This is a genomic window from Mycobacterium sp. E3305, assembly GCF_001666785.1.
GTDB lineage: Bacteria > Actinomycetota > Actinomycetes > Mycobacteriales > Mycobacteriaceae > Mycobacterium.
In genome coordinates this window covers 1-19,113 of record NZ_LZJA01000099.1, presented here as the reverse complement: position 1 = coordinate 19,113, position 19,113 = coordinate 1, and the positions used below count along the sequence as shown (strand labels likewise).

The following is a 19,113-nucleotide window of genomic DNA, read 5'->3' as shown; positions in this document are numbered from 1 at the left end:
AGGTACACGGTGCCGCCGCGGGGAGTGCCCGCCGACGCCGGCTTCGCCTGACGGCGGTCGATCAGGCCGGCCCGCTGCCTCAGATACTCCGCGTCCAATAGGTGCTCCGGCGGGACCCGCATGTGGTCGATGTCGCAGACGTATGCCTGCGCGTCCGCAAACGCCAGCTTGAGCGCTTCGATCTGCAGGTGCAAACTCTCGGCCGAATCGACTGGCAGCGAAGACATGTCAAAGTGCTGGAGGATCCCGAGCGCGATCAGCGCCACGATGCCCTGCCCATTGGGCGGGATCTCGTGAACGGTGTACCCGCGGTAGGTTCCGCTGATGGTGCCCACCCAGTCGGCTCGGTGAGCCGCCAGGTCGCTGGTCCGCATCACGCCGCCGTTGGCAAGCGCGTGCGCCTCGAGTCGCTCGGCCAGCTCCCCGCGGTAGAACGCCTCACCCTTGGTCGCGGCGATCTTCTCCAGCGTGGCGGCCTGCTCGGGAAACCTGAACACCTCGCCGGGTTTCGGTGCCCGCCCGGCTGGCATGAACGCCTCGGCGAAACCGGGCTGCTTTTCGAAGAGTGGCACTTGGGCCGCCCACTGGTCGGCAACCGTGGGCGAGACCAGGAAACCCTTGAGCGCGTAGTCGATTGCGGGCTCAAAGAGCCTTTCGAACGGAAGCCTGCCGAACCTGTCATGTAGTTCCGTCCACGCCGACACCGCGCCGGGCACGGTCACCGCGTTCCAGCCGAGCGCCGGAACGGCCTTGCCGCCGAAGAATTCCGGGGTCCAGGCCGCGGGCGAGCGGCCCGACGCGTTCAGCCCGTGCAATCGCCGGCCGTCCCAGACGATGGCGAAGGCGTCCGAGCCGATGCCGTTGGATACCGGCTCCACGACCGTCAGGGCGATGGCGGTGGCGACGGCCGCGTCCACCGCGCTTCCGCCCTCGGCCAGCATCCGAAGGCCCGCTTGGGCGGCCAGCGGTTGTGACGTGCACACAACGTTCTCCGCCAGGATGGGCTTTCGCGGCCAGGCGTAAGGGAGATCCCAGTCGAATGGTGCGGTCACCTTGCGATCGTCGCACGAGGTATCGAGCGGACCCAACGGAAGTCCCGCCTGCGAAAGGCATTGCGCTCGTCCCGAATTTGATAGCGCATGCGATATTTCATTCGCGATTCGCCGACGGCCCGGCTGCTGGTGCGGCAGTGACTGACGTGACGCGGGCCCACGACAACCGGCCTCAGGCCGTCAACAGCGGCGCCATCCAGGTGAGCTCGGCCGGCAGTTGCGAACTCCAGAACTCCGCGTTGTGCCCGCCGGGTGAGAAGCCGCCCGCCGGCGGATGGGGCAGTTGAGCGATGAACTGCTTGGTGGCACCGTAGAACGGATCGCTGTCACCGCAATCGACCCGAATGGGAATCGACGCCAGCGCCGGCATTCCGAACACCGAGTTCGCCGCGAAGTCGTCGGACCCGTCGAACGCGCCGGGGGCAGCCGCGCCGGAGGACAGCCAAAGTGCGGGACTGACCGCGCAAATGGCCGCTGTGCGCGCGGGACCCAGCCGGCCGCCGAGCAACAACGCGCCGTAGCCGCCCATCGACCAGCCCAGGAACGCCACCCGGGAGGTGTCCAGGCCCTGGGTGCCCAGCATGGGTATGAGCTCGTCGAGCACCATGGCCCCGCTGTCCTCGCCGGAGGCCCGCTTGTGCCAATAGCTGCCCCCGCCGTCCACGGCAACCACCGCAAAGGGCGGCAGCCCCGCGTTGACGGCCTGCGCCAGACCCTGTTCGACGCCGCCGGCCATCACGGTCGACGCATCACTGCCTTTACCGTGCAGCGCGATCACTGGTCGCAGGGCCTTGGTCTGGCCGGGCGGACGCGCGATGGCCCAGTTGGTGTTGATTCCGCCGCGCGCCGCCGAAACGAAGGAACCGGTCACCATGGTGGGCGCGGCCTGACCCGGCGGCGCCGGTTCGAGAGGCGGAGGAGGTGGCGGCGCCAGCGGCGCCTGGGTGCCCGCGGGCGACAGCGGCATGGCCTGGGAAGGGCGGGGCTTGAACAGGATGTCGAGGGCATAAGTGCCGGCTGCGCCCGCGGCCGCGCTGGCTCCGAGGCCCAGCAGGGCGCGGCGGCTCAGGTCGGACATGCGGGCCATCATGCCATGTTCGTTTAGCGGGCCGTTTGGCGGAAATGGCAATGCAGTACCACTTTGACTGGCACGATGGCTACTCGTGACGGCAGCAGTTACTCCCAAGGGAGAACGTCGACGGTATGCGCTCGTCAGCGCCGCCGCCGAGCTGCTTGCCGAGGGCGGTTTCGAGGCCGTGCGGCACCGCGCTGTCGCTCGGCGCGCCGGACTCCCGTTGGCGTCGACGACGTATTACTTCTCGTCCCTTGACGATTTGATTGCGCGCGCCGTCGAACACATCGCGATGATCGAGGTGGCGCAGCTGCGGTCGCGGGTTACCGCACTTTCCCGTCGGCGTCGCGGTCCCGAAACCATCGCCGAGGTGTTGGTCGACCTGCTCGTCGGCGACGTGTCCAACCCGGGACTCAGCGACCAATTGATCTCGCGCTACGAGCGGCACATCGCCTGCACCCGCCTGCCCGCGTTGCGCGAGACCATGCGTCGCAGTCTGCGGCAGCGCGCCGAGGCCGTGGCCGAGGCCATCGAGCGATCGGGCCGGACGGTGCACATCGAGCTGGTGTGCACGCTGATCTGTGCGGTCGACGGTTCCGTGGTCTCAGCCTTGGTCGAAGGTCGCGATCCTCGCGCGGCGGCGCTGGGTACGGTGGTCGACCTCATCGACGTGCTGGCGCCGATCGATCAACGGCCCGTGCGGTCGGCGGGCAGCGATGGCGTCACGATGTACCCGGTGGCGAAGTCGCCGTAGATCGTCACATCCGCTGGGCGGCGTTGTGCGTACAAGGCCACGTAGGCGCACACGACGGCGTCGATCGGATCCTCGGCCCGGCGCAGCTCACTTTTGCGCCGGGCGGTGGTTACGCCCCTGCGCAGCCGGCCCCAATCGTCGTGGCCCATCACCTCTAACGGCACCGCGGCGTGCGCAAGCCTCTCGATGCCGTCCATCAGCAGGAGCAGCTCGGATCTGAGCTGGTCGACGTCGCGGCCGGGCTTGGCCTTGTACTTGAGCGTTCGCGCCAACCGGAACAGCACCACCGTCGCCGGATGCGGATAGACCTCGATGGCGCGGCGCGGCGCCGACGAGCGCGGGTCCATGTCCAGTCCGAGTGCGTTGGCCAATCGGGCCGCGCGCGGTCCGTCGGCGAACTCCGGTTTCGCGGTGTTGGCCGGATGGGCGCCGGCTTCGAACCTGCGGAAGTCGCGGTTGAGCGCCGCTTCGGCGGGACGCTGGCCGGTCGGGTTCGTCACCACCAGCGGCGCGTCGAAGGCGACGACGCAATGTCCACGCACGTATGGCGACAACGCGGCGAGCACGGTGACGTCGTCGCCTGCGGCGCCGATGTGCACGAGGTGGCCTCCGGCGTCGACGACCGCCACCCCCGTCGGGTTGCGCCCGGCCCAGGCCAGATCGACGCCGGCGAAGTACATCCCGCCCAGTATGGGACCGCATCCCGTCACACGGACCACAGGGGTCACCGCCTCGGGAGGATCGGTCGAGGTGCCCGCCTCGCAGCGACAATTCGGCCGGCGGTGGGCGATCGCCGCTTGTTGTCGCTCGGAGGCGGGCACTCGGTGGGCCGGGCCGCGACGGAGGCTGGTGTGGCCAATGTGACCGCAACCCGGCTGGCGGGACGGGCCGATCGTAAGCTCTATGTCTGTGAGCATTCCGAATGTCCTGGCCACCCGGTACGCCAGCGCGGAAATGGTCGCGATCTGGTCGCCGGAGGCCAAGGTCGTCGCGGAACGCCGGCTGTGGCTGGCGGTGCTGCGGGCGCAGGCGGAGCTGGGTGTCGACGTCCCGCAGGACGCGATCGCCGACTACGAGCGGGTGCTCGAGGACGTCGATCTGGCCTCGATCGCCGACCGCGAGCGGGCGCTGCGACACGACGTCAAGGCCCGGATCGAGGAATTCAACGCGCTGGCCGGCCACGAGCACGTGCACAAGGGGATGACCAGCCGCGACCTGACCGAGAACGTGGAGCAGCTCCAGATCCGGCGGTCGCTGGAGCTGGTGTTCTCCCACGGCGTCGCGGTGGCGGCGCGACTCGCCGAGCGGGCGGTGGCCTACCGCGATCTGGTGATGACCGGACGCAGCCACAACGTCGCCGCGCAGGCCACCACGCTGGGCAAGCGGTTCGCCTCTGCCGCGCAAGAGACGCTGATCGCGCTGACCCGACTGCGCGAGTTGATCGACCGGTACCCGCTGCGCGGCATCAAGGGTCCGATGGGCACTGCCCAGGACATGCTGGACCTGCTGGACGGCGACGCTGCCAAGCTGGCCGAACTGGAGCGACGGGTGGCCGAATTCCTCGGCTTCGCAAGCGTTTTGACCAGCGTGGGCCAGGTCTATCCGCGTTCGCTGGACCACGACGTGCTCTCGGCTCTGGTGCAGCTGGGCGCCGGGCCGTCGTCGATGGCCCACACCATCCGGCTGATGGCCGGGCACGAGCTCGTCACCGAGGGGTTCGCGCCGGGACAGGTGGGGTCGTCGGCGATGCCGCACAAGATGAACACCCGAAGTTGTGAGCGGGTCAACGGGCTGCAGGTCGTGTTGCGCGGCTACGCCTCGATGGCCGCCGAGCTGGCAGGCGCCCAGTGGAACGAAGGTGACGTGTTCTGCTCGGTGGTGCGCCGGGTTGCGTTGCCGGACAGCTTCTTTGCCATTGACGGACAGATCGAGACCTTCCTGACGGTGCTCGACGAGTTCGGCGCCTACCCGGCGGTGATTGCCCGCGAGCTGGACCGCTACCTGCCGTTCTTGGCCACCACCAAGGTGCTCATCGCCGCGGTCCGCGCCGGCATGGGCCGCGAGGCCGCGCATCACGTGATCCGCGAACATGCGGTCGCGACGGCGCTGGCGATGCGGGAACGCGGCGCGGAGCCCGATCTGCTGGATCGGTTGGCCGCCGACGAGCGGCTGCCGCTGGACCGGGCCGCGCTGGACGCCGCGCTGGCTGACAAGAAGGCGTTCATCGGCGCCGCCGGCGATCAGGTGGACGAGGTCGCCGCGCTGGTGGACGCGTTGGTGAGCCGCTACCCGGACGCCGCCAAATACGCTCCGGGCGCGATCCTGTGACCCTCGCCGGCGCGCTCGCGGGGATCGACTTCACCGATCTGGACAACTTCGCCGACGGATTTCCGCACGACCTGTTCGCCATCCACCGCCGCGAGGCGCCGGTGTATTGGCACGAGCCGACCGACAATACGCCCGACGGCGAGGGCTTCTGGTCCGTCGCCACGTACGCGGAAACCCTTGAGGTGCTGAAGGAACCGACGACATACTCCTCGGTCACCGGCGGCGGGCGCCCGTACGGCGGCACGCTCCTGCAGGATCTGGCGATCGCCGGCCAGGTGCTCAACATGATGGACGACCCGCGCCACTCACAGATTCGGAGACTCGTCAGCTCCGGGCTGACGCCGCGAATGATCCGGCTGGTCGAGGACGATCTGCGGGCGCGGGCGCGCCGCTTGCTCGATGCTGTGGTGCCCGGCGAACCGTTCGACTTCCTGGTCGACATCGCCGCCGAATTGCCGATGCAGATGATCTGCATTCTGCTGGGAGTGCCCGAGTCCGAACGGCATTGGCTGTTCGAGGCCATCGAGCCGCAGTTCGATTTCGGCGGTTCGCGCAAGGCGTCCCTTTCTCAGCTGTCGGTCGAGGAGGCCGGGTCGCGGATGTACGACTACGGTCAGCAGCTGATCGCCGCGAAGCGGGCGGAGCCGACCGACGACATGCTGTCGGTCGTCGCGAACGCGACGGTCGACGACCTGGACGCGCCGTCGCTCTCGGACCTCGAGCTCTACCTGTTCTTCAGCCTGTTGTTCAGCGCCGGCGCGGAGACGACGCGCAACGCGGTCGCCGGCGGCCTGCTGGCGCTGGCCAGTCACCCGGAGCAATTGCGCGCCCTGCGTGCGGATCTCGACGCGCTGCCGACCGCCGTCGAGGAGATCGTGCGGTGGACGTCGCCGTCGCCGTCCAAACGACGCACCGCCACGCGCGATGTCACGCTCGGCGGCCAGTCGATCCAAGCCGGCCAAAAGGTCCAGGTCTGGGAGGGCTCGGCGAACCGCGACCCCGGCGCATTCGATCGCGCCGATGAATTCGACATCACCCGAAAGCCCAATCCGCACTTGGGGTTCGGTCAAGGCGTGCACTACTGCCTGGGCGCCAATCTGGCCCGGCTGGAACTGCGCGTGCTCTACGAGGAGCTGTTCTCCCGGTTCGGCGCAGTGCGGGTCGTCCGGCCGGTCGAATGGGCTCGCAGCAATCGGCACACCGGGATCCGGCACCTGATCGTGGAACTCCTCGAGGAGCGGTGAGGGTCCGAGGCGCCGGTGTCGAGCCGACACCGGACGTCTTCGCCGCGGTGATGGCGACCGGAATCCTGTCGATCGCCGCGCGCAACCACAACTACAACTGGATCAGCGACGCACTGGGGGTCATTGCCTCGCTGGGGCTGGTGTTTCTGATCGCCGTGGTGGGCACAACGGCTGTCGGCAGGCGGCGGACGTTGCGCTGGGACCTCAGTGACCCCGATGTCACCCTTCGGCTCTTCACCTTCGTCGCCGCTTGCGCGGTGATCGACACCCGCTTGTCGGCCAACGTGTGGGTGCTGCGGGTGCTCGGCGCGGTGGGGCTGTGCTCCTGGCTGGTGCTGCTCGTCGTGAGCGCGCGGAACATGTTCGCGCGCCGGTGGGTTGCGCTGCGAGACGATGCCCATGGGGCGTGGGAACTGGGCAGCGTGGGGACCTCAGGGTTGGCGATCGTGATCGCCCGCGCGGCCTATCAGACCGGTGAGCGCTGGTGGCTGGCGGTGGCGGTGGCTGTCTGGGCGGCCGCCATCGTCATCTACGCACTGATGACCTGGCTGATCCTGTGGCGGGTCGTCAATGAGCGACAGGACCGGGACGGATTCGAGCCGGACACCTGGATCTTGATGGGCGGCATGGCGATTGCGACCCTGGCCGGCGACAACATCCACTCCCTGGCGCCCACCTGGCTGACCGCACCCGTGCGTATCGTGACCGTCGTGACCTGGGCGATGGCCACCCTATGGATACCGCCGCTGATCTACTTCGGTCTGCACCGGATCAGCCGGCGGCCCAACATGCTGCGGTTCGCCGGCGTCTGGTGGGCATTCGTGTTCCCGCTGGGCATGTATTCCGCGGCCAGCTACGCCATGGCGGCCGAAATCGGGCAGCGATCGCTGCTGACGGTGTCGCTGGTCTTCTTCTGGGATGCCCTGGCGGCGTGGCTCGTTGTGGTCGTGGCCGGGCTGCTGCTGCTCGGCCACGCGCTGCTATCGGCCGCCAATCGAGATGCCGGCCGCCCGTAATTCGAGTGCGGCCAGGGCGCGGATGGTGAGCGGATCCTCCCGTCGCCACCCACCGACCGGATCCGCGCTGACAGCGGCGAGCTTGCCCGGCGGCCGGTTCGTCAACGCCCGCAGGGCAAGGAGTTGCTCGCCGGCCGGGGTGGCGGCCAGGGCCGTGACCGTCAATTTCCGTCGAAAGAACCGCAGCCGCAGGAGAAGCCACGGCACGTCCGCGACGAGGATCGGGACAGCCGCGATGGCCATGGCCAGCAGGACCGCAAGCCAGCTGGCCGTCGAGTCCAGGTCATGGCCCGCGCCGGCCAGATCAAGCGCGGCCTGGCTGGCGGAGTTCAGCGGCTGGCTGACCGCGTCACCCACCAAGGGGATGTGCTGAGCACCATGGCCGGCCGACGCCAGGTTTCCGGCGATGCCATGCGCGCCACTCTCGACCTGCCGGCCGGCCTCGGCGATGGTGGATACGGCGTCGTAAACCGCCAGGCCGACGAACAGCCAGATAGCGGTCCACATAACGACGGCGAAGTCGCTGAGCAGTTGGGCCATCAGCCGGCCCGGTCGGGTGGAGTAGGGCAAGAACCGCGGGGTCATACTCTCGATCCCAGCACAGCTCCCGACACGCGACCCCCCTTCGGGTGCCCGTTAGGCTGACCCGATGCGCCCCGCACTGTCCGAGTACCAGCACCTGGCCAGCGGAAAGGTCCGCGAGATCTTTTCCGTCGACGAGGAACATCTGTTGCTCGTCGCGACCGACCGGATCTCGGCGTACGACTACGTCCTCGACAGCACGATCCCGGACAAAGGCCGGATCCTCACCGCGATGAGCGTCTTCTTCTTCGGTCTGGTCGACGCGCCCAACCACCTGGCCGGTCCACCGGATGACCCACGCATCCCCGAGGACGTCCTGGGCCGCGCCCTGGTGGTGCGGCGGCTGGAGATGCTGCCGGTGGAGTGCGTGGCGCGTGGCTACCTCACCGGGTCCGGACTGCTGGACTATCAGGCGACCGGGAAGGTCTGCGGCATCACGCTGCCACCCGGCCTGGTCGAGGCCAGCAAGTTCTCCGAGCCGCTGTTCACCCCGGCCACAAAGGCCGCGCTGGGCGACCACGACGAGAACATCTCGTTCGACAGGGTGATCGATTTGGTGGGCGGGGTCCGCGCCAACCAGTTGCGCGACCGCACGCTGCAAACCTATGTGCAGGCTGCCGATCACGCCCTGACGAAGGGAATCATCATCGCCGACACCAAGTTTGAATTCGGCACCGACCACGACGGTAACCTGCTGCTGGCCGACGAGATCTTCACGCCGGACTCCTCACGCTACTGGCCGGCCGAGGACTACCGGGTTGGGGTGGTGCAGACGAGCTTCGACAAGCAGTTCGTCCGCAACTGGCTCACCAGCCCCGAGTCGGGCTGGGACCGCCACGGCTCGCAACCGCCACCACCGCTGCCCGACGAAATCATCGACGCCACCCGCGGCCGTTATATCGACGCCTATGAACGGATTTCCGGCTTGAGCTTTGGCGACTGGATCGGCGCGTGACGGAGACTTCGGCCGCAGCCCCCGTGCCGCCTGTCGCAAAGCGGCAGCAGACCCGGCGTGAGCATCACGGGGACGTCTTCATCGATCCTTATGAATGGCTGCGCGACAAGTCCGACCCCGAAGTCATCGCCTACCTCGAGTCGGAAAACGAGTACGTCGACATGATGACGGCAGATCTCGAACCGTCGCGGCAGAAGATCTTTGCCGAGATCAAGGCACGTACCAAGGAGACCGATCTGTCGGTCCCGACTCGGCAGGGGGACTGGTGGTACTACGCCCGTACCTTTGAGGGGAAGCAATACCGGGTTCAATGTCGTTGCCCGATAAGCAATCCCGATGACTGGGATCCGCCGATCCTGGAAGAGAACACCGAAGTGCCCGGCGAGCAGATCCTGCTCGACTCGAACACCGAGGCGCAGGGCCACGAATTCTTCGCGCTCGGTGCAGCCACCGTCAGCCTGGACGGGAACCTCCTGGCGTACTCCGTCGACACCGTCGGCGACGAACGTTATACGCTGCGCTTCAAGGACTTGCGCACGGGCGAGCTGTATCCGGACGAGATCGCCGACATCGGGGCGGGCGCGACCTGGGCGGCAGACAACCACACGGTGTACTACCTGACCCTGGATGCGGCCCACCGCCCCGATAAGGTGTGGCGCTACCGCGTGGGCTCCGGCGAACCGTCGGAACTGGTGTATCACGAGGCCGACGAACGGTTTTGGCTCGGCGTCGGGCTGACTCGTAGCGAGGCCTACGTCTTCATCGCATCGGGGTCCTCGATCACCTCTGAGTACCGGTACGCGGACGCCGCGGATCCGCATGCCCCGTTCACCGTGGTGCTGCCACGGCGCGAAGGCATCGAGTACGCGGTCGAACACGCGGTGGTCGGCGGCCAAGACCGGTTCCTGATTCTGCACAACGAGGACGCGGTCAACTTCACCCTGACCGAGGCGCCGGTCAGCGACCCGGCCCAGCAGCGCACGCTCATCCCGCACCGCGACGACGTGCGGCTCGACGGCGTCGACGCCTTCGCCGGCCATCTGGTGGTCAGCTACCGGCGGGAGGCGTTGCCCCGGCTCCAGGTGTGGGACATCGCCGCCGGCGGGGAATACGGCGAACCTGAGGAGATTTCGTTCGACTCCGAGCTGATGTCGGCCGGTCTTGCCGGCAACCCTAACTGGCGTGCGCCCAAGCTGCGGATCAGGGCAGGGTCGCTGGTCGTCCCGGCACGGGTATACGACATCGACTTCGCCACCGGTGAACGCACGCTGCTGCGCGAACAACCCGTGCTCGGCGGTTACCGCACCGCCGACTATGTGGAGCGGCGCGACTGGGCGATCGCCGACGACGGCACCCGCATCCCCGTGTCCATCGTGCACCGCACCGGTATCGAATTTCCCGCACCGGCTTTGCTGTACGGCTACGGTGCCTACGAGATATGCACCGACCCCAGCTTTTCCATTGCTCGGCTGTCGCTGCTGGACCGGGGCATGGTGTTCGCCATCGCCCACGTCCGCGGGGGCGGTGAAATGGGCCGCCCGTGGTACGAGCATGGCAAGCTGCTGGAGAAGAAAAACACTTTTACCGACTTCGTAGCGGCGGCAAGGCATTTGGTCGACACGGGTGTCACTCGGCCGCGTCAGCTGGTGGCCCTGGGTGGCAGCGCGGGCGGCCTGCTGATGGGGGCGGTCGCCAACCTGGCGCCGGAACTCTTCGCCGGAATTCTCGCGCAGGTCCCGTTCGTCGACCCGCTCACCACCATCCTCGATCCTTCCTTGCCGCTCACCGTCACCGAGTGGGACGAATGGGGAAACCCGTTGCAGGACAAGGACGTCTACTCATACATGAAGTCTTATTCGCCGTATGAAAACGTCGAAGCCAAGCGGTATCCCGCCATCCTGGCGATGACTTCCCTAAACGACACCAGGGTCTACTACGTGGAGCCCGCCAAGTGGGTGGCGGCACTGCGGCACGCCAACGCCAACGGCAGTCCAATCCTGCTGAAGACGCAGATGAACGCCGGACACGGCGGAGTCAGCGGTCGCTACAAGGCGTGGCAGGAGACCGCTTTCCAATACGCCTGGCTATTGGCCGCCGCCAACGCCGACCAAGGCTAGTCGTGCGGTCCCGTCACGCCGATGTCGTTCGGCGGTCGACGGCCTAGTCGTCGGTCGGTCGGACCGGCGCACGCTTCGGTAGGAAAGCCGCAGGGATGATGGTGAAGGCCACCAGCGCGACCGCCAGCACGAAGACCGTCGTGTACGCGTGCGTGAGGTTGTTCAACAGAGCGCTCGCGACGTCGGGTGGCAGAGCCTGGTGCGCTGCTCCCGAGGCATCAGCCGACGGCCCGTGCCCGCCGGCGTTTGACGGCAACGATGCCGCCTTTCCGGCGATGATGTCGTTGCGGCTGATCTGGGTTGTCACGATGACCGCCATCAGGGCGGCTCCGATTGAGCTACTCACCTCGAGGTTGACGCTGACCAGGGTCGTACCCCGGGCGATCTGTTGCGGAGCAAGAGCCTGGACCACCGCAGCGCCCAGCGGGGCGGTGGTGCAGCCGATGCCCAGCCCCATGATCGTCAAGCCGACCAGCAGCGTAGGCATGTAGTCGGCATGCCTGGCCACTCCATAGGCAAAAATGCCCAGGCCAGCCGCTATCAGCGGAAGGCCTATCAACACGACTTTGCCGGGGCCGCGCTTATCCGCATAGATGCCGGCGAGCGGCATGGTCAACGCGGCTCCCAGCGCCTGTGGGACAAGGCGCATCGCAGACTGCATCGGGGTTTCGTTCATTACCAGCTGGAAGTAGCTAGGCAGCGTGAGCCCGGCGCCGACGTAGCCGACGGTGAAAACCAGCAGGGTCAGGTTGGCCTGCGTGACTACGCGGTTCTTCAACAACCTCAAGTCGATGAGCGGGTGATCGGTGCGATACCAGGCGTGTAGTACGAACGCGGTAATCAGGGCAAGGCCAATGATCACCGGTATCAGGACATAGCGGTCGGCTACTGTATGGCGTCCGGGAATGGACGACACCCCGCACAGGAAAATCGCAACCCCCGGCGACAGCAGCAGCGCGCCTGTGAAGTCGAGTGCTTCGCTCGGCTCAGGACGATCTCTCGGAAATAGGATCGCCGCAAGGACAATGGTGGTGATCCCGATGGGCAGGTTGATCAGGAAGATCCACTCCCAGCCGTAGGTGTCAATCACCCAGCCGCCCAGGATGGGCGCGCCAATTGGCGCAAGCACCAGCGGAATCCCACCGATCGCTATCAGGCGACCAAGTCGTTGGGGGCCGGCCTCGCGGGTCAGGATCATCGAACTCAGCGGCATGAGCATACCGCCGCCGAGCCCCTGTATCACCCGGAACACGATGAGCGCCAAGATGTTCGGCGCCATCGCGCACAGCAAGGAGCCCAGTGTGAAGACAAAAACCGCACCCATGAAGAGTCGTTTGGTGCCGAATCGATCGACCGCCCAACCAGTGACGGGAATCACGGTTGCCAACGCCAGCATGTAGCCCGCCATGGTCCACGACACGACCGCGAGGGTGGATCCGAACTGTGCGGCGAAGGTGCGTTGCGCCACGCTGACCACGGTGGTATCGAGCAGCGCCATGATCGTGGCCATCCCACAGACGGCCGCGACACGGAAGAGTGCGGCGTCTAACTTGTCGGGATACTGACGCTCATCCGCGTTTGGTTGCCCGGTGGCGGCACGCGGCACCGGGGGGTCGGACGTCACGGAATCGGCCTTCTGCATGGCGTTGCCGAGCATATCTGTACCCGTACCCTCACGCGGACCCTTTCAGACGTTTGCTTCGGCCCCCGTCTTAATCTGCCGTTTGGGCTTGGTTCGATATCAGCTCACCACCATACCCAGGCCCGTGAACTGGACCCGGGATGGCGTCGCACCATGGCTACTGCCTGGGGTTTTAACCGACCAGCCACGTGCACCCGGGTGCCGCTGTCATGCCTGCTAATGGCCCACCGTTTGGCTCGCCGGCTTTTTTGGCAGAAAAGACGCCGGAATGAACGTGAACGCCACCAACACCACGGCTATCACAAATACCGCCGTATAGGCGCGGGAAAGGTCGTGCACCACGTTGTCCCAAAAGCCGGCATTCAGCGCCTGAGGCGGTATCGCGGACTGGTTCACTGGCACCCCGCTGACAGCGGCTTGCTGCTGCAACGCCGCGAGTTTGTTCGCGGCGACGATGTTCTCGCTCCGATTGAACTGATTGGTCAGGATCATCGACATCAAAGCCGTGCCCACCGATCCGCCCACCTGATGGCTGACGCTCATCAGCGTCGTGCCCCGGGCGATCTGGTGCAGGGTGAGCGCCTGCACCGCGGCGACAGACAACGGCATCATGGTGCAGCCCATCCCGAGGCCCATGATTGTGAGGCCGATCAGCAGCGTGGGCCAGTAGTCCGCCTGCCTGGCCACGCCAACGGCGAACGTGCCCAGACCGGCGGTGATCAGCCCGATACCGACCAGCACGATCTTGCCGGGCCCCCGTCGGTCCACCAATGGCCCGGTCAGACGCATGGTCAGCATGGCGCCGAGTCCCTGGGGGATCATGCGCAGGCCCGCCTGCATCGGCGTCTGATGCAGCACCTGCTGGAAATAACTCGGCAGCAGCAGGCCGGCCCCGAAGAAGGCGCCGGCGAATACCACCATCGTCACGTTGGCGTGGGTGAGCACCGGGTTACGAAACAACCGCAGATCGATGAGGGGATGATCGGCGCGCCGCCACGCGTGCGCGACGAACCCGGCGATCAAGGCCAGGCCGATGGTGGCCGGTATGAGCACGTGGCGGTCGGCGACGGTGCCGCATCGCGGGATCGACGACACCGCGAACAGGAACGTGGCCAGGCCGGGTGACAGCAGCAGCACCCCGACGACGTCGAAGGTTTCCGAACGCGACGGGTGGTCCCGGGGGAAAATGATCGCCCCGAGCGCGATGGTGACGAGTCCGATCGGCAGGTTGATCAAGAAGATCCACCGCCAGCTCGAAGTGTCGATGAGCCAGCCGCCCAGGATCGGGCCACCGATCGGCGCGAGCAGCATCGGGATGCTCAGGATCGACATCAGCCGACCCAGCCGCCGCGGGCCCGCTTCGCGGGTCAAGATCATGAAACTCAGGGGCAACAGCATGCCGCCGCCGATCCCCTGGGCCACCCGAAAAACAATGAGCTGCAACATGTTTGCTGCCAACGCACACAGTAGCGAGCCCAACGTGAAGGCCAGCACGGAGCCCAGGAAAAGCCGTTTGGTGCCGAACCGGTCGGCTGCCCACCCGGTGATCGGTATGACCGTCGCCAACGCCAACGTGTAGCCGGTCATAGTCCACGCGACGACGGCCTGGGAAGACCCGAATTGGTCGATGAAGGTGCGTTGCGCGACGCTGACGACGGTGACGTCCACGATCGCCATGACCGTGGCCAGGATGCAGACGCCGGAAATCCGCAACAGGCCGGCGTCGAGCTTGTCGGGATACTCCCGCTCGCCCTCGCCCAGCTGCGGGGCGGGGTCGTAAGGCAGCGGCGTGTCGGCCGCTACGTAAGGGGCCTGATCCATGGCGTTGCTTAGCATATCGAACCGATTCCAGCGCCGTCAGCCCGCGGGACCCCGTTCGGGTGGCGCGCATCCCGCGCGACCAGCGGCCCAGCGGTTTCGATATACGCCTGCCGTCTGCGTGTCCTTCACCATTCCGACACCTGAGATCGTCAAACTGCGGGTGTGGCTGGAAAATTGATCGTCTCGGTCTCGGGGATAGGCGAACGCACCCTCGACGACGTTGAGGCGTTCTGCGCTCAGATGGATGCCCGCAATGTCCCGGTGTCGTTGTTGGTGGCCCCTCGGCTCAGCGGTGACTACCGACTCGACCGCGACCCGCGAACCGTCGAATGGCTGACCGGCCGGAGGTCCGGTGGTGACGCGATCGTGCTGCACGGCTATGACGATGCCGCCACCAAGAAGCGCCGCGGTGAATTCGCCATCCTGCGGGCCCATGAGGCCAACTTGCGGCTGATGGCCGCCGACCGGGTGCTCGAGCACCTAGGACTGCGCACCCGACTGTTCGCGGCGCCCGGCTGGGTGGTGTCCCCGGGCGTTGTCAAAGCCTTGCCGGACAACGGCTTTCGGCTTCTCGCGGATCTGCACGGGATCACCGACCTGGTGCGGCACACCACCGTGCGCTCCCGCGTGTTGGGCATCGGGGAAGGCTTTCTCACCGAACCGTGGTGGTGCCGGATGGTGGTGCTGTCCGCCGAGCGGATCGCCCGCCGGGGCGGAGTCGTGCGGGTGGCCGTGGCCGCCCGCCACCTGCGCAAGCCCGGGCCCCTGCAGGCCATGGTCGACGCCGTCGACCTGTCGCTGATGCACGGCTGCGCACCGGCGGTGTACCGCTGGCAGCGCGACAAGGCCATTCTCGACGCGGCCTGACGAAGCGTTTGCTCAAACCGCTCGGCGCGGGCACTACCCTGGGCGGACATGAGCGATTCTTCGGCCGGGGGGTTCGGCGCCGACGCCATCATCGTCGGGGCGGGACTCGCGGGCTTGGTGGCCGCCTGCGAGCTGGTGGACCGGGGCCTGCGGGTGCTGATCCTCGACCAGGAGAGCAGCGCCAACCTGGGTGGGCAAGCATTCTGGTCGTTCGGCGGCCTGTTCTTCGTCGACAGCCCCGAGCAGCGCCGTCTGGGGATTCGCGACAGCCACGAACTCGCCCTACAAGACTGGCTCGGTACCGCGGCGTTCGATCGGCCCGAGGACTACTGGCCACGCCAATGGGCGCACGCCTACGTCGACTTCGCCGCGGGGGAAAAACGCCGTTGGCTGCGAGACCGGGGACTGAAGATCTTCCCCCTGGTGGGCTGGGCCGAACGTGGCGGCTATGACGCACAGGGGCACGGCAATTCGGTGCCCCGCTTCCACATCACCTGGGGCACGGGCCCCGCGTTGGTCGAAATCTTCGCCCGTCAGCTGCGGGACCGCTCGACGGTGCGCTTCGCGCACCGCCACCGGGTTGATGAGTTGATCGTCGAGGGCGGCGCGGTGACCGGGGTCCGCGGCACGGTGCTGGAGCCCGCAGCCGCACCCAGGGGCGTGCCGTCATCACGAACACCCGTGGGGCAATTCGAGTTTCGCGCGCTCGCTGTGATCGTCGCCAGCGGCGGCATCGGCGGCAATCACGAGCTGGTGCGCAAGAATTGGCCCAAGCGCATGGGCCGCATACCCGAGCAGCTACTCAGCGGGGTGCCTGCCCACGTCGACGGCAGGATGATCGGCATCTCCCAGCAGGCCGGCGCCCGGGTGATCAACCCGGACCGCATGTGGCACTACACCGAAGGCATCACCAATTACGACGCCATCTGGCCGCTGCACGGCATTCGCATCATCCCCGGACCGTCGTCACTGTGGCTCGACGCGGCCGGAAAGCGGCTGCCGGTACCGCTGTACCCGGGTTTCGACACCCTGGGCACGCTGGAATACATCACCAGATCCGGGTATGACTACACGTGGTTCGTGTTGAACGCCAAGATCATTGAGAAAGAGTTCGCGCTCTCCGGGCAGGAGCAGAACCCCGACCTGACCGGGCAGAGCCTGCGTGAGCTGCTACGTAACCGGGCGCGCTCCGGGCCCCCGGGCCCGGTGCAGGCATTCGTCGACCGGGGAGTGGACTTCGTCAGCGCGAACTCGTTGCGGGAGTTGGTAACCGCGATGAACAAGCTGCCCGATGTCGCGCCGCTGGACTACGCCACCGTCGAGGCCGAGGTGACCGCCCGCGACCGCGAGGTGGCCAACAAATTCAGCAAGGACGGACAAATCACCGCGATCCGTGCCGCCCGCGGCTATCTGGGCGACCGGCTGGGCCGGGTGGTCGCACCGCACCGGCTGACCGACCCCAAGGCGGGCCCGATGATCGCGGTCAAGTTGCACATCCTGACCCGAAAGACGTTGGGCGGCATAGAGACCGACCTGGCCGGCCGCGTGCTGAAGGCCGACGGAACGCCGCTGGCCGGCCTCTACGCCGCGGGTGAGGTGGCCGGGTTCGGTGGGGGCGGCGTGCACGGCTACCGCGCCCTGGAGGGCACATTCCTGGGCGGCTGCATCTTCTCTGGGCGGGCCGCCGGACGCGGCGTGGGCGACGATATCGCCTAGCTCGCCGGACGGGGTAGCGCTAGAAGGTGACCGCGTCCTCTTCGGGGAGCACTTGGAAGTCTGTGGTGGTCATCTCGGTGAGCCGGCCGTAATAGATGCCCCGCGCGTCGGGGGCGATGATCCCTTGGTGGATGGGTACGGCGCGCGCCGGTGCGACGGCGCGCAGGTAGTCGACGGCCTCGGAGATCTTCATCCACGGGGCGGCTGCCGGGGTGGCCAACACGTCCACCGGCTCGTCGGGCACGAACAGCGCATCACCGGGATGCATCAGCCTGGCCCGATGATCGCCGTCGCCCACCAGGAACGAAATGTTCTCTATGACCGGGATTTCCGGGTGAATGACGGCGTGTTTGCCGCCGACGGCGCGCACCGTCAGTTCACCGATCCGCAGTTCGTCACCGACGTGCACCGCCTGGCACGGCGCCCCGAGCTGGGCGGTGGTTTGCGGATCGGCATAAAGCGCCGCGCCCGGGTTGCCCTCGAGCAGGGCCGGCAGTCGGGCGCCGTCGACGTGGTCGGGGTGCTGATGGGTGATCAGGATCGCGGATAAACCCGATATGCCCTCGAAACCGTGCGCGAAAGTCCCAGGATCGAAGAGCACTCGGGTGTGGTCGAATTCTGCAAGTAGACAGGAGTGGCCGAAATGCGTCAGTTGCATGTTTACGATTGTGCCCTGACGGGAGAGTGATGCCGATGCGGGTGATCCTGGCGGCCATGGCGGTGGTCGGCGGCCTCGCGGTGGCGTTCATCGTCGCGGTGCCCGCACATGCCGAGCCGCAGGCCTGCCCGCCCGTGTGCGACCAGATCCCTGATTCCGCCTGGATCCAGCGCCGGGCCGTGCCGCTGGACTCCGTTTACGGCTGGCCCCCGCTCGCCGGGCTCGCGGCGCAGGTTACCGGCGCGGCGCCCGGGCCTCGATTCCGATTCGAGGAGCTGTGCGCCACAGCCCCGGTGCCGCGGGACCCCCGCGACTCGGCCGTCGTGGCGCGCGCCGCCGTCGCCCATCCCGACGGGCAGTGGCAGCTGCAGGCGCAGATCCTGCACTGGCGCGGCGATACGGCCAGCGGCGGCGCCCTCGCGTCTTCGGCGTTCAGCACCGCCGTCGCCGCGCTGCGCTCCTGCCAGCAGCGAACGCCGCTGCAATCCCCGTCGATCACCACCGACGAAACGAACCGGATGGCCGCGGTGATCAGCGGTCCGATCGTCATGCACACGTACCTGGTCGCCCACCCGTCGAGCAGCACGATCACCGAGCTGACGCTCTGGTCGTCGGCGCCGCCGCAGGTTCCGTGGCCCGCCATGGCCGACGACCCGGTGCTGAACGCGTTGACCGCCCCCCTGTGCGAGGCCTACATTGCGTCGTGCCCGTGACGGCCGAGCTGCACTTTCGCCGGTAGAGTTGGCGCGGGGACAAATCTGAGGAGGAGCGCCGGTGGCCCGGGTAGTCGTTCATGTGATGCCCAAAGCGGAGATTCTCGACCCGCAGGGTCAGGCGATCGTCGGCGCGCTGGGCCGACTCGGTCATCCGGGGATCTCAGAAGTCAGACAAGGCAAGAGGTTCGAACTCGAAGTCGACGAAACCGTTGACGACTCGGTCCTCGCCGACATAGCGGAGACGCTCTTGGCGAACACCGTGATCGAGGACTGGACGATCAGCCGGGAGACCCGGTGACCGCGCGGATCGGCATCATCACGTTCCCGGGAACCCTGGACGACGTCGACGCCGCCCGGGCGGCGCGGCGTGTCGGTGCCGAGGCCGTCAGCCTGTGGCACGCCGACGCCGACCTCAAGGGCGTCGACGCCGTGGTGGTGCCCGGCGGTTTCTCCTACGGCGACTACCTGCGCGCGGGGGCGATCGCCAGGTTCGCCCCGGTGATGGGCGAAGTTGTGGCCGCCGCAAACCGCGGCATGCCGGTGTTGGGCATTTGCAACGGGTTTCAGGTGCTC

The 19,113-nt window shown here is 67.3% G+C and carries 18 protein-coding genes; 11 read left to right on the top strand and 7 right to left on the bottom strand.

What is annotated here, in order from left to right; translation table 11 throughout:
- Positions 1-1,052 (bottom strand): gamma-glutamyltransferase family protein (locus A5701_RS09835; RefSeq protein WP_067751876.1); only part of this gene is annotated, 1,052 nt, incomplete at its 3' end.
- A gap of 172 nt (positions 1,053-1,224) precedes the next feature.
- A complete protein-coding gene (locus A5701_RS09830; protein WP_067751873.1) occupies positions 1,225-2,142 on the bottom strand; it encodes an alpha/beta hydrolase-fold protein in 918 nt (305 codons plus the stop codon).
- 73 nt (positions 2,143-2,215) lie between these two features.
- Here A5701_RS09830 and A5701_RS09825 point away from each other — a divergent pair, with 73 nt between their 5' ends.
- A complete protein-coding gene (locus tag A5701_RS09825; protein ID WP_067751870.1) occupies positions 2,216-2,878 on the top strand; it encodes a TetR/AcrR family transcriptional regulator in 663 nt (220 codons plus the stop codon).
- Here A5701_RS09825 and A5701_RS09820 read toward each other — a convergent pair.
- Entirely contained in the window at positions 2,812-3,558 is a 747-nt protein-coding gene (locus A5701_RS09820; RefSeq protein ID WP_067751867.1) for a DUF429 domain-containing protein, read from the bottom strand. The two genes, A5701_RS09825 and A5701_RS09820, sit on opposite strands and share 67 nt — an antisense overlap.
- A gap of 229 nt (positions 3,559-3,787) precedes the next feature.
- Between A5701_RS09820 and purB the strand changes: the two genes are divergently transcribed.
- The 3 genes from purB to A5701_RS09805 are packed head-to-tail and all read left to right on the top strand — an operon-like array spanning position 3,788 to position 7,466.
- Positions 3,788-5,206 carry an adenylosuccinate lyase gene (purB, locus tag A5701_RS09815; protein WP_067751864.1) on the top strand — a complete coding sequence of 473 codons (1,419 nt, stop codon included), beginning with the start codon at positions 3,788-3,790 and terminating at the stop codon, positions 5,204-5,206.
- Complete coding sequence (locus tag A5701_RS09810) at positions 5,203-6,450, top strand: cytochrome P450 (protein ID WP_067751861.1); 1,248 nt, start codon at positions 5,203-5,205, stop codon at positions 6,448-6,450. The genes purB and A5701_RS09810 overlap by 4 nt, the downstream gene beginning before the upstream one ends.
- Entirely contained in the window at positions 6,447-7,466 is a 1,020-nt protein-coding gene (locus A5701_RS09805; RefSeq protein ID WP_067751859.1) for a tellurite resistance/C4-dicarboxylate transporter family protein, read from the top strand. Before A5701_RS09810 ends, A5701_RS09805 begins: the two co-directional genes overlap by 4 nt.
- Here A5701_RS09805 and A5701_RS09800 read toward each other — a convergent pair.
- A complete protein-coding gene (locus tag A5701_RS09800; RefSeq protein WP_067751857.1) occupies positions 7,431-8,051 on the bottom strand; it encodes a hypothetical protein in 621 nt (206 codons plus the stop codon). The two genes, A5701_RS09805 and A5701_RS09800, sit on opposite strands and share 36 nt — an antisense overlap.
- A 64-nt stretch (positions 8,052-8,115) precedes the next feature.
- Here A5701_RS09800 and A5701_RS09795 point away from each other — a divergent pair, with 64 nt between their 5' ends.
- Positions 8,116-9,003: a phosphoribosylaminoimidazolesuccinocarboxamide synthase gene (locus A5701_RS09795; protein ID WP_067751854.1), complete on the top strand. Its 888-nt coding sequence runs from the start codon at positions 8,116-8,118 to the stop codon at positions 9,001-9,003.
- Positions 9,000-11,120 carry a S9 family peptidase gene (locus tag A5701_RS09790; protein ID WP_067751851.1) on the top strand — a complete coding sequence of 707 codons (2,121 nt, stop codon included), beginning with the start codon at positions 9,000-9,002 and terminating at the stop codon, positions 11,118-11,120. Before A5701_RS09795 ends, A5701_RS09790 begins: the two co-directional genes overlap by 4 nt.
- Positions 11,121-11,163: 43 nt before the next feature.
- On the opposite strand, the gene A5701_RS09785 is transcribed toward A5701_RS09790, so the two are convergent.
- Together A5701_RS09785 and A5701_RS09780 are read right to left on the bottom strand one after the other, a co-directional pair.
- A complete protein-coding gene (locus A5701_RS09785) occupies positions 11,164-12,777 on the bottom strand; it encodes a DHA2 family efflux MFS transporter permease subunit (protein WP_067751848.1) in 1,614 nt (537 codons plus the stop codon).
- A gap of 201 nt (positions 12,778-12,978) precedes the next feature.
- Positions 12,979-14,598: a DHA2 family efflux MFS transporter permease subunit gene (locus A5701_RS09780; protein WP_067751845.1), complete on the bottom strand. Its 1,620-nt coding sequence runs from the start codon at positions 14,596-14,598 to the stop codon at positions 12,979-12,981.
- 147 nt (positions 14,599-14,745) lie between these two features.
- Between A5701_RS09780 and A5701_RS09775 the strand changes: the two genes are divergently transcribed.
- Both A5701_RS09775 and A5701_RS09770 read left to right on the top strand, forming a co-directional pair.
- A complete protein-coding gene (locus A5701_RS09775) occupies positions 14,746-15,450 on the top strand; it encodes a DUF2334 domain-containing protein (protein WP_067751842.1) in 705 nt (234 codons plus the stop codon).
- Between the two features lie 48 nt (positions 15,451-15,498).
- Complete coding sequence (locus tag A5701_RS09770; RefSeq protein WP_067751839.1) at positions 15,499-17,166, top strand: FAD-binding dehydrogenase; 1,668 nt, start codon at positions 15,499-15,501, stop codon at positions 17,164-17,166.
- Positions 17,167-17,185: 19 nt separating this feature from the next.
- Here the strand turns inward: A5701_RS09770 and A5701_RS09765 are convergent, their stop codons facing one another.
- A complete protein-coding gene (locus A5701_RS09765) occupies positions 17,186-17,824 on the bottom strand; it encodes an MBL fold metallo-hydrolase (protein WP_067751836.1) in 639 nt (212 codons plus the stop codon).
- A 35-nt stretch (positions 17,825-17,859) separates the two neighbouring features.
- On the opposite strand from A5701_RS09765, the gene A5701_RS09760 reads away from it, so the two are divergent.
- From A5701_RS09760 to A5701_RS09750, 3 genes are all read left to right on the top strand, one after another.
- A complete protein-coding gene (locus A5701_RS09760) occupies positions 17,860-18,537 on the top strand; it encodes an ATPase (RefSeq protein ID WP_197504954.1) in 678 nt (225 codons plus the stop codon).
- A 61-nt stretch (positions 18,538-18,598) separates the two neighbouring features.
- Positions 18,599-18,838, top strand: coding sequence for a phosphoribosylformylglycinamidine synthase subunit PurS (gene purS / locus A5701_RS09755; protein WP_067751830.1), 240 nt, complete (start codon positions 18,599-18,601; stop codon positions 18,836-18,838).
- On the top strand, positions 18,835-19,113 hold a 279-nt coding region (locus tag A5701_RS09750), incomplete at its 3' end, for a phosphoribosylformylglycinamidine synthase subunit PurQ (protein ID WP_197504953.1). The genes purS and A5701_RS09750, both read left to right, overlap by 4 nt.

Bases quoted from the DNA above. Each gene is read 5' to 3' on its own strand.
- A5701_RS09830 (WP_067751873.1), bottom strand. From the start codon at position 2,142: ATGATGGCCCGCATGTCCGACCTGAGCCGCCGCGCCCTGCTGGGCCTC.
- A5701_RS09820 (WP_067751867.1), bottom strand. From the start codon at position 3,558: ATGTACTTCGCCGGCGTCGATCTGGCCTGGGCCGGGCGCAACCCGACG.
- A5701_RS09800 (WP_067751857.1), bottom strand. From the start codon at position 8,051: ATGACCCCGCGGTTCTTGCCCTACTCCACCCGACCGGGCCGGCTGATG.
- A5701_RS09795 (WP_067751854.1), top strand. From the start codon at position 8,116: ATGCGCCCCGCACTGTCCGAGTACCAGCACCTGGCCAGCGGAAAGGTC.
- A5701_RS09785 (WP_067751848.1), bottom strand. From the start codon at position 12,777: ATGCTCGGCAACGCCATGCAGAAGGCCGATTCCGTGACGTCCGACCCC.
- A5701_RS09780 (WP_067751845.1), bottom strand. From the start codon at position 14,598: ATGCTAAGCAACGCCATGGATCAGGCCCCTTACGTAGCGGCCGACACG.
- A5701_RS09770 (WP_067751839.1), top strand. From the start codon at position 15,499: ATGAGCGATTCTTCGGCCGGGGGGTTCGGCGCCGACGCCATCATCGTC.
- A5701_RS09765 (WP_067751836.1), bottom strand. From the start codon at position 17,824: ATGCAACTGACGCATTTCGGCCACTCCTGTCTACTTGCAGAATTCGAC.
- A5701_RS09760 (WP_197504954.1), top strand. From the start codon at position 17,860: ATGCGGGTGATCCTGGCGGCCATGGCGGTGGTCGGCGGCCTCGCGGTG.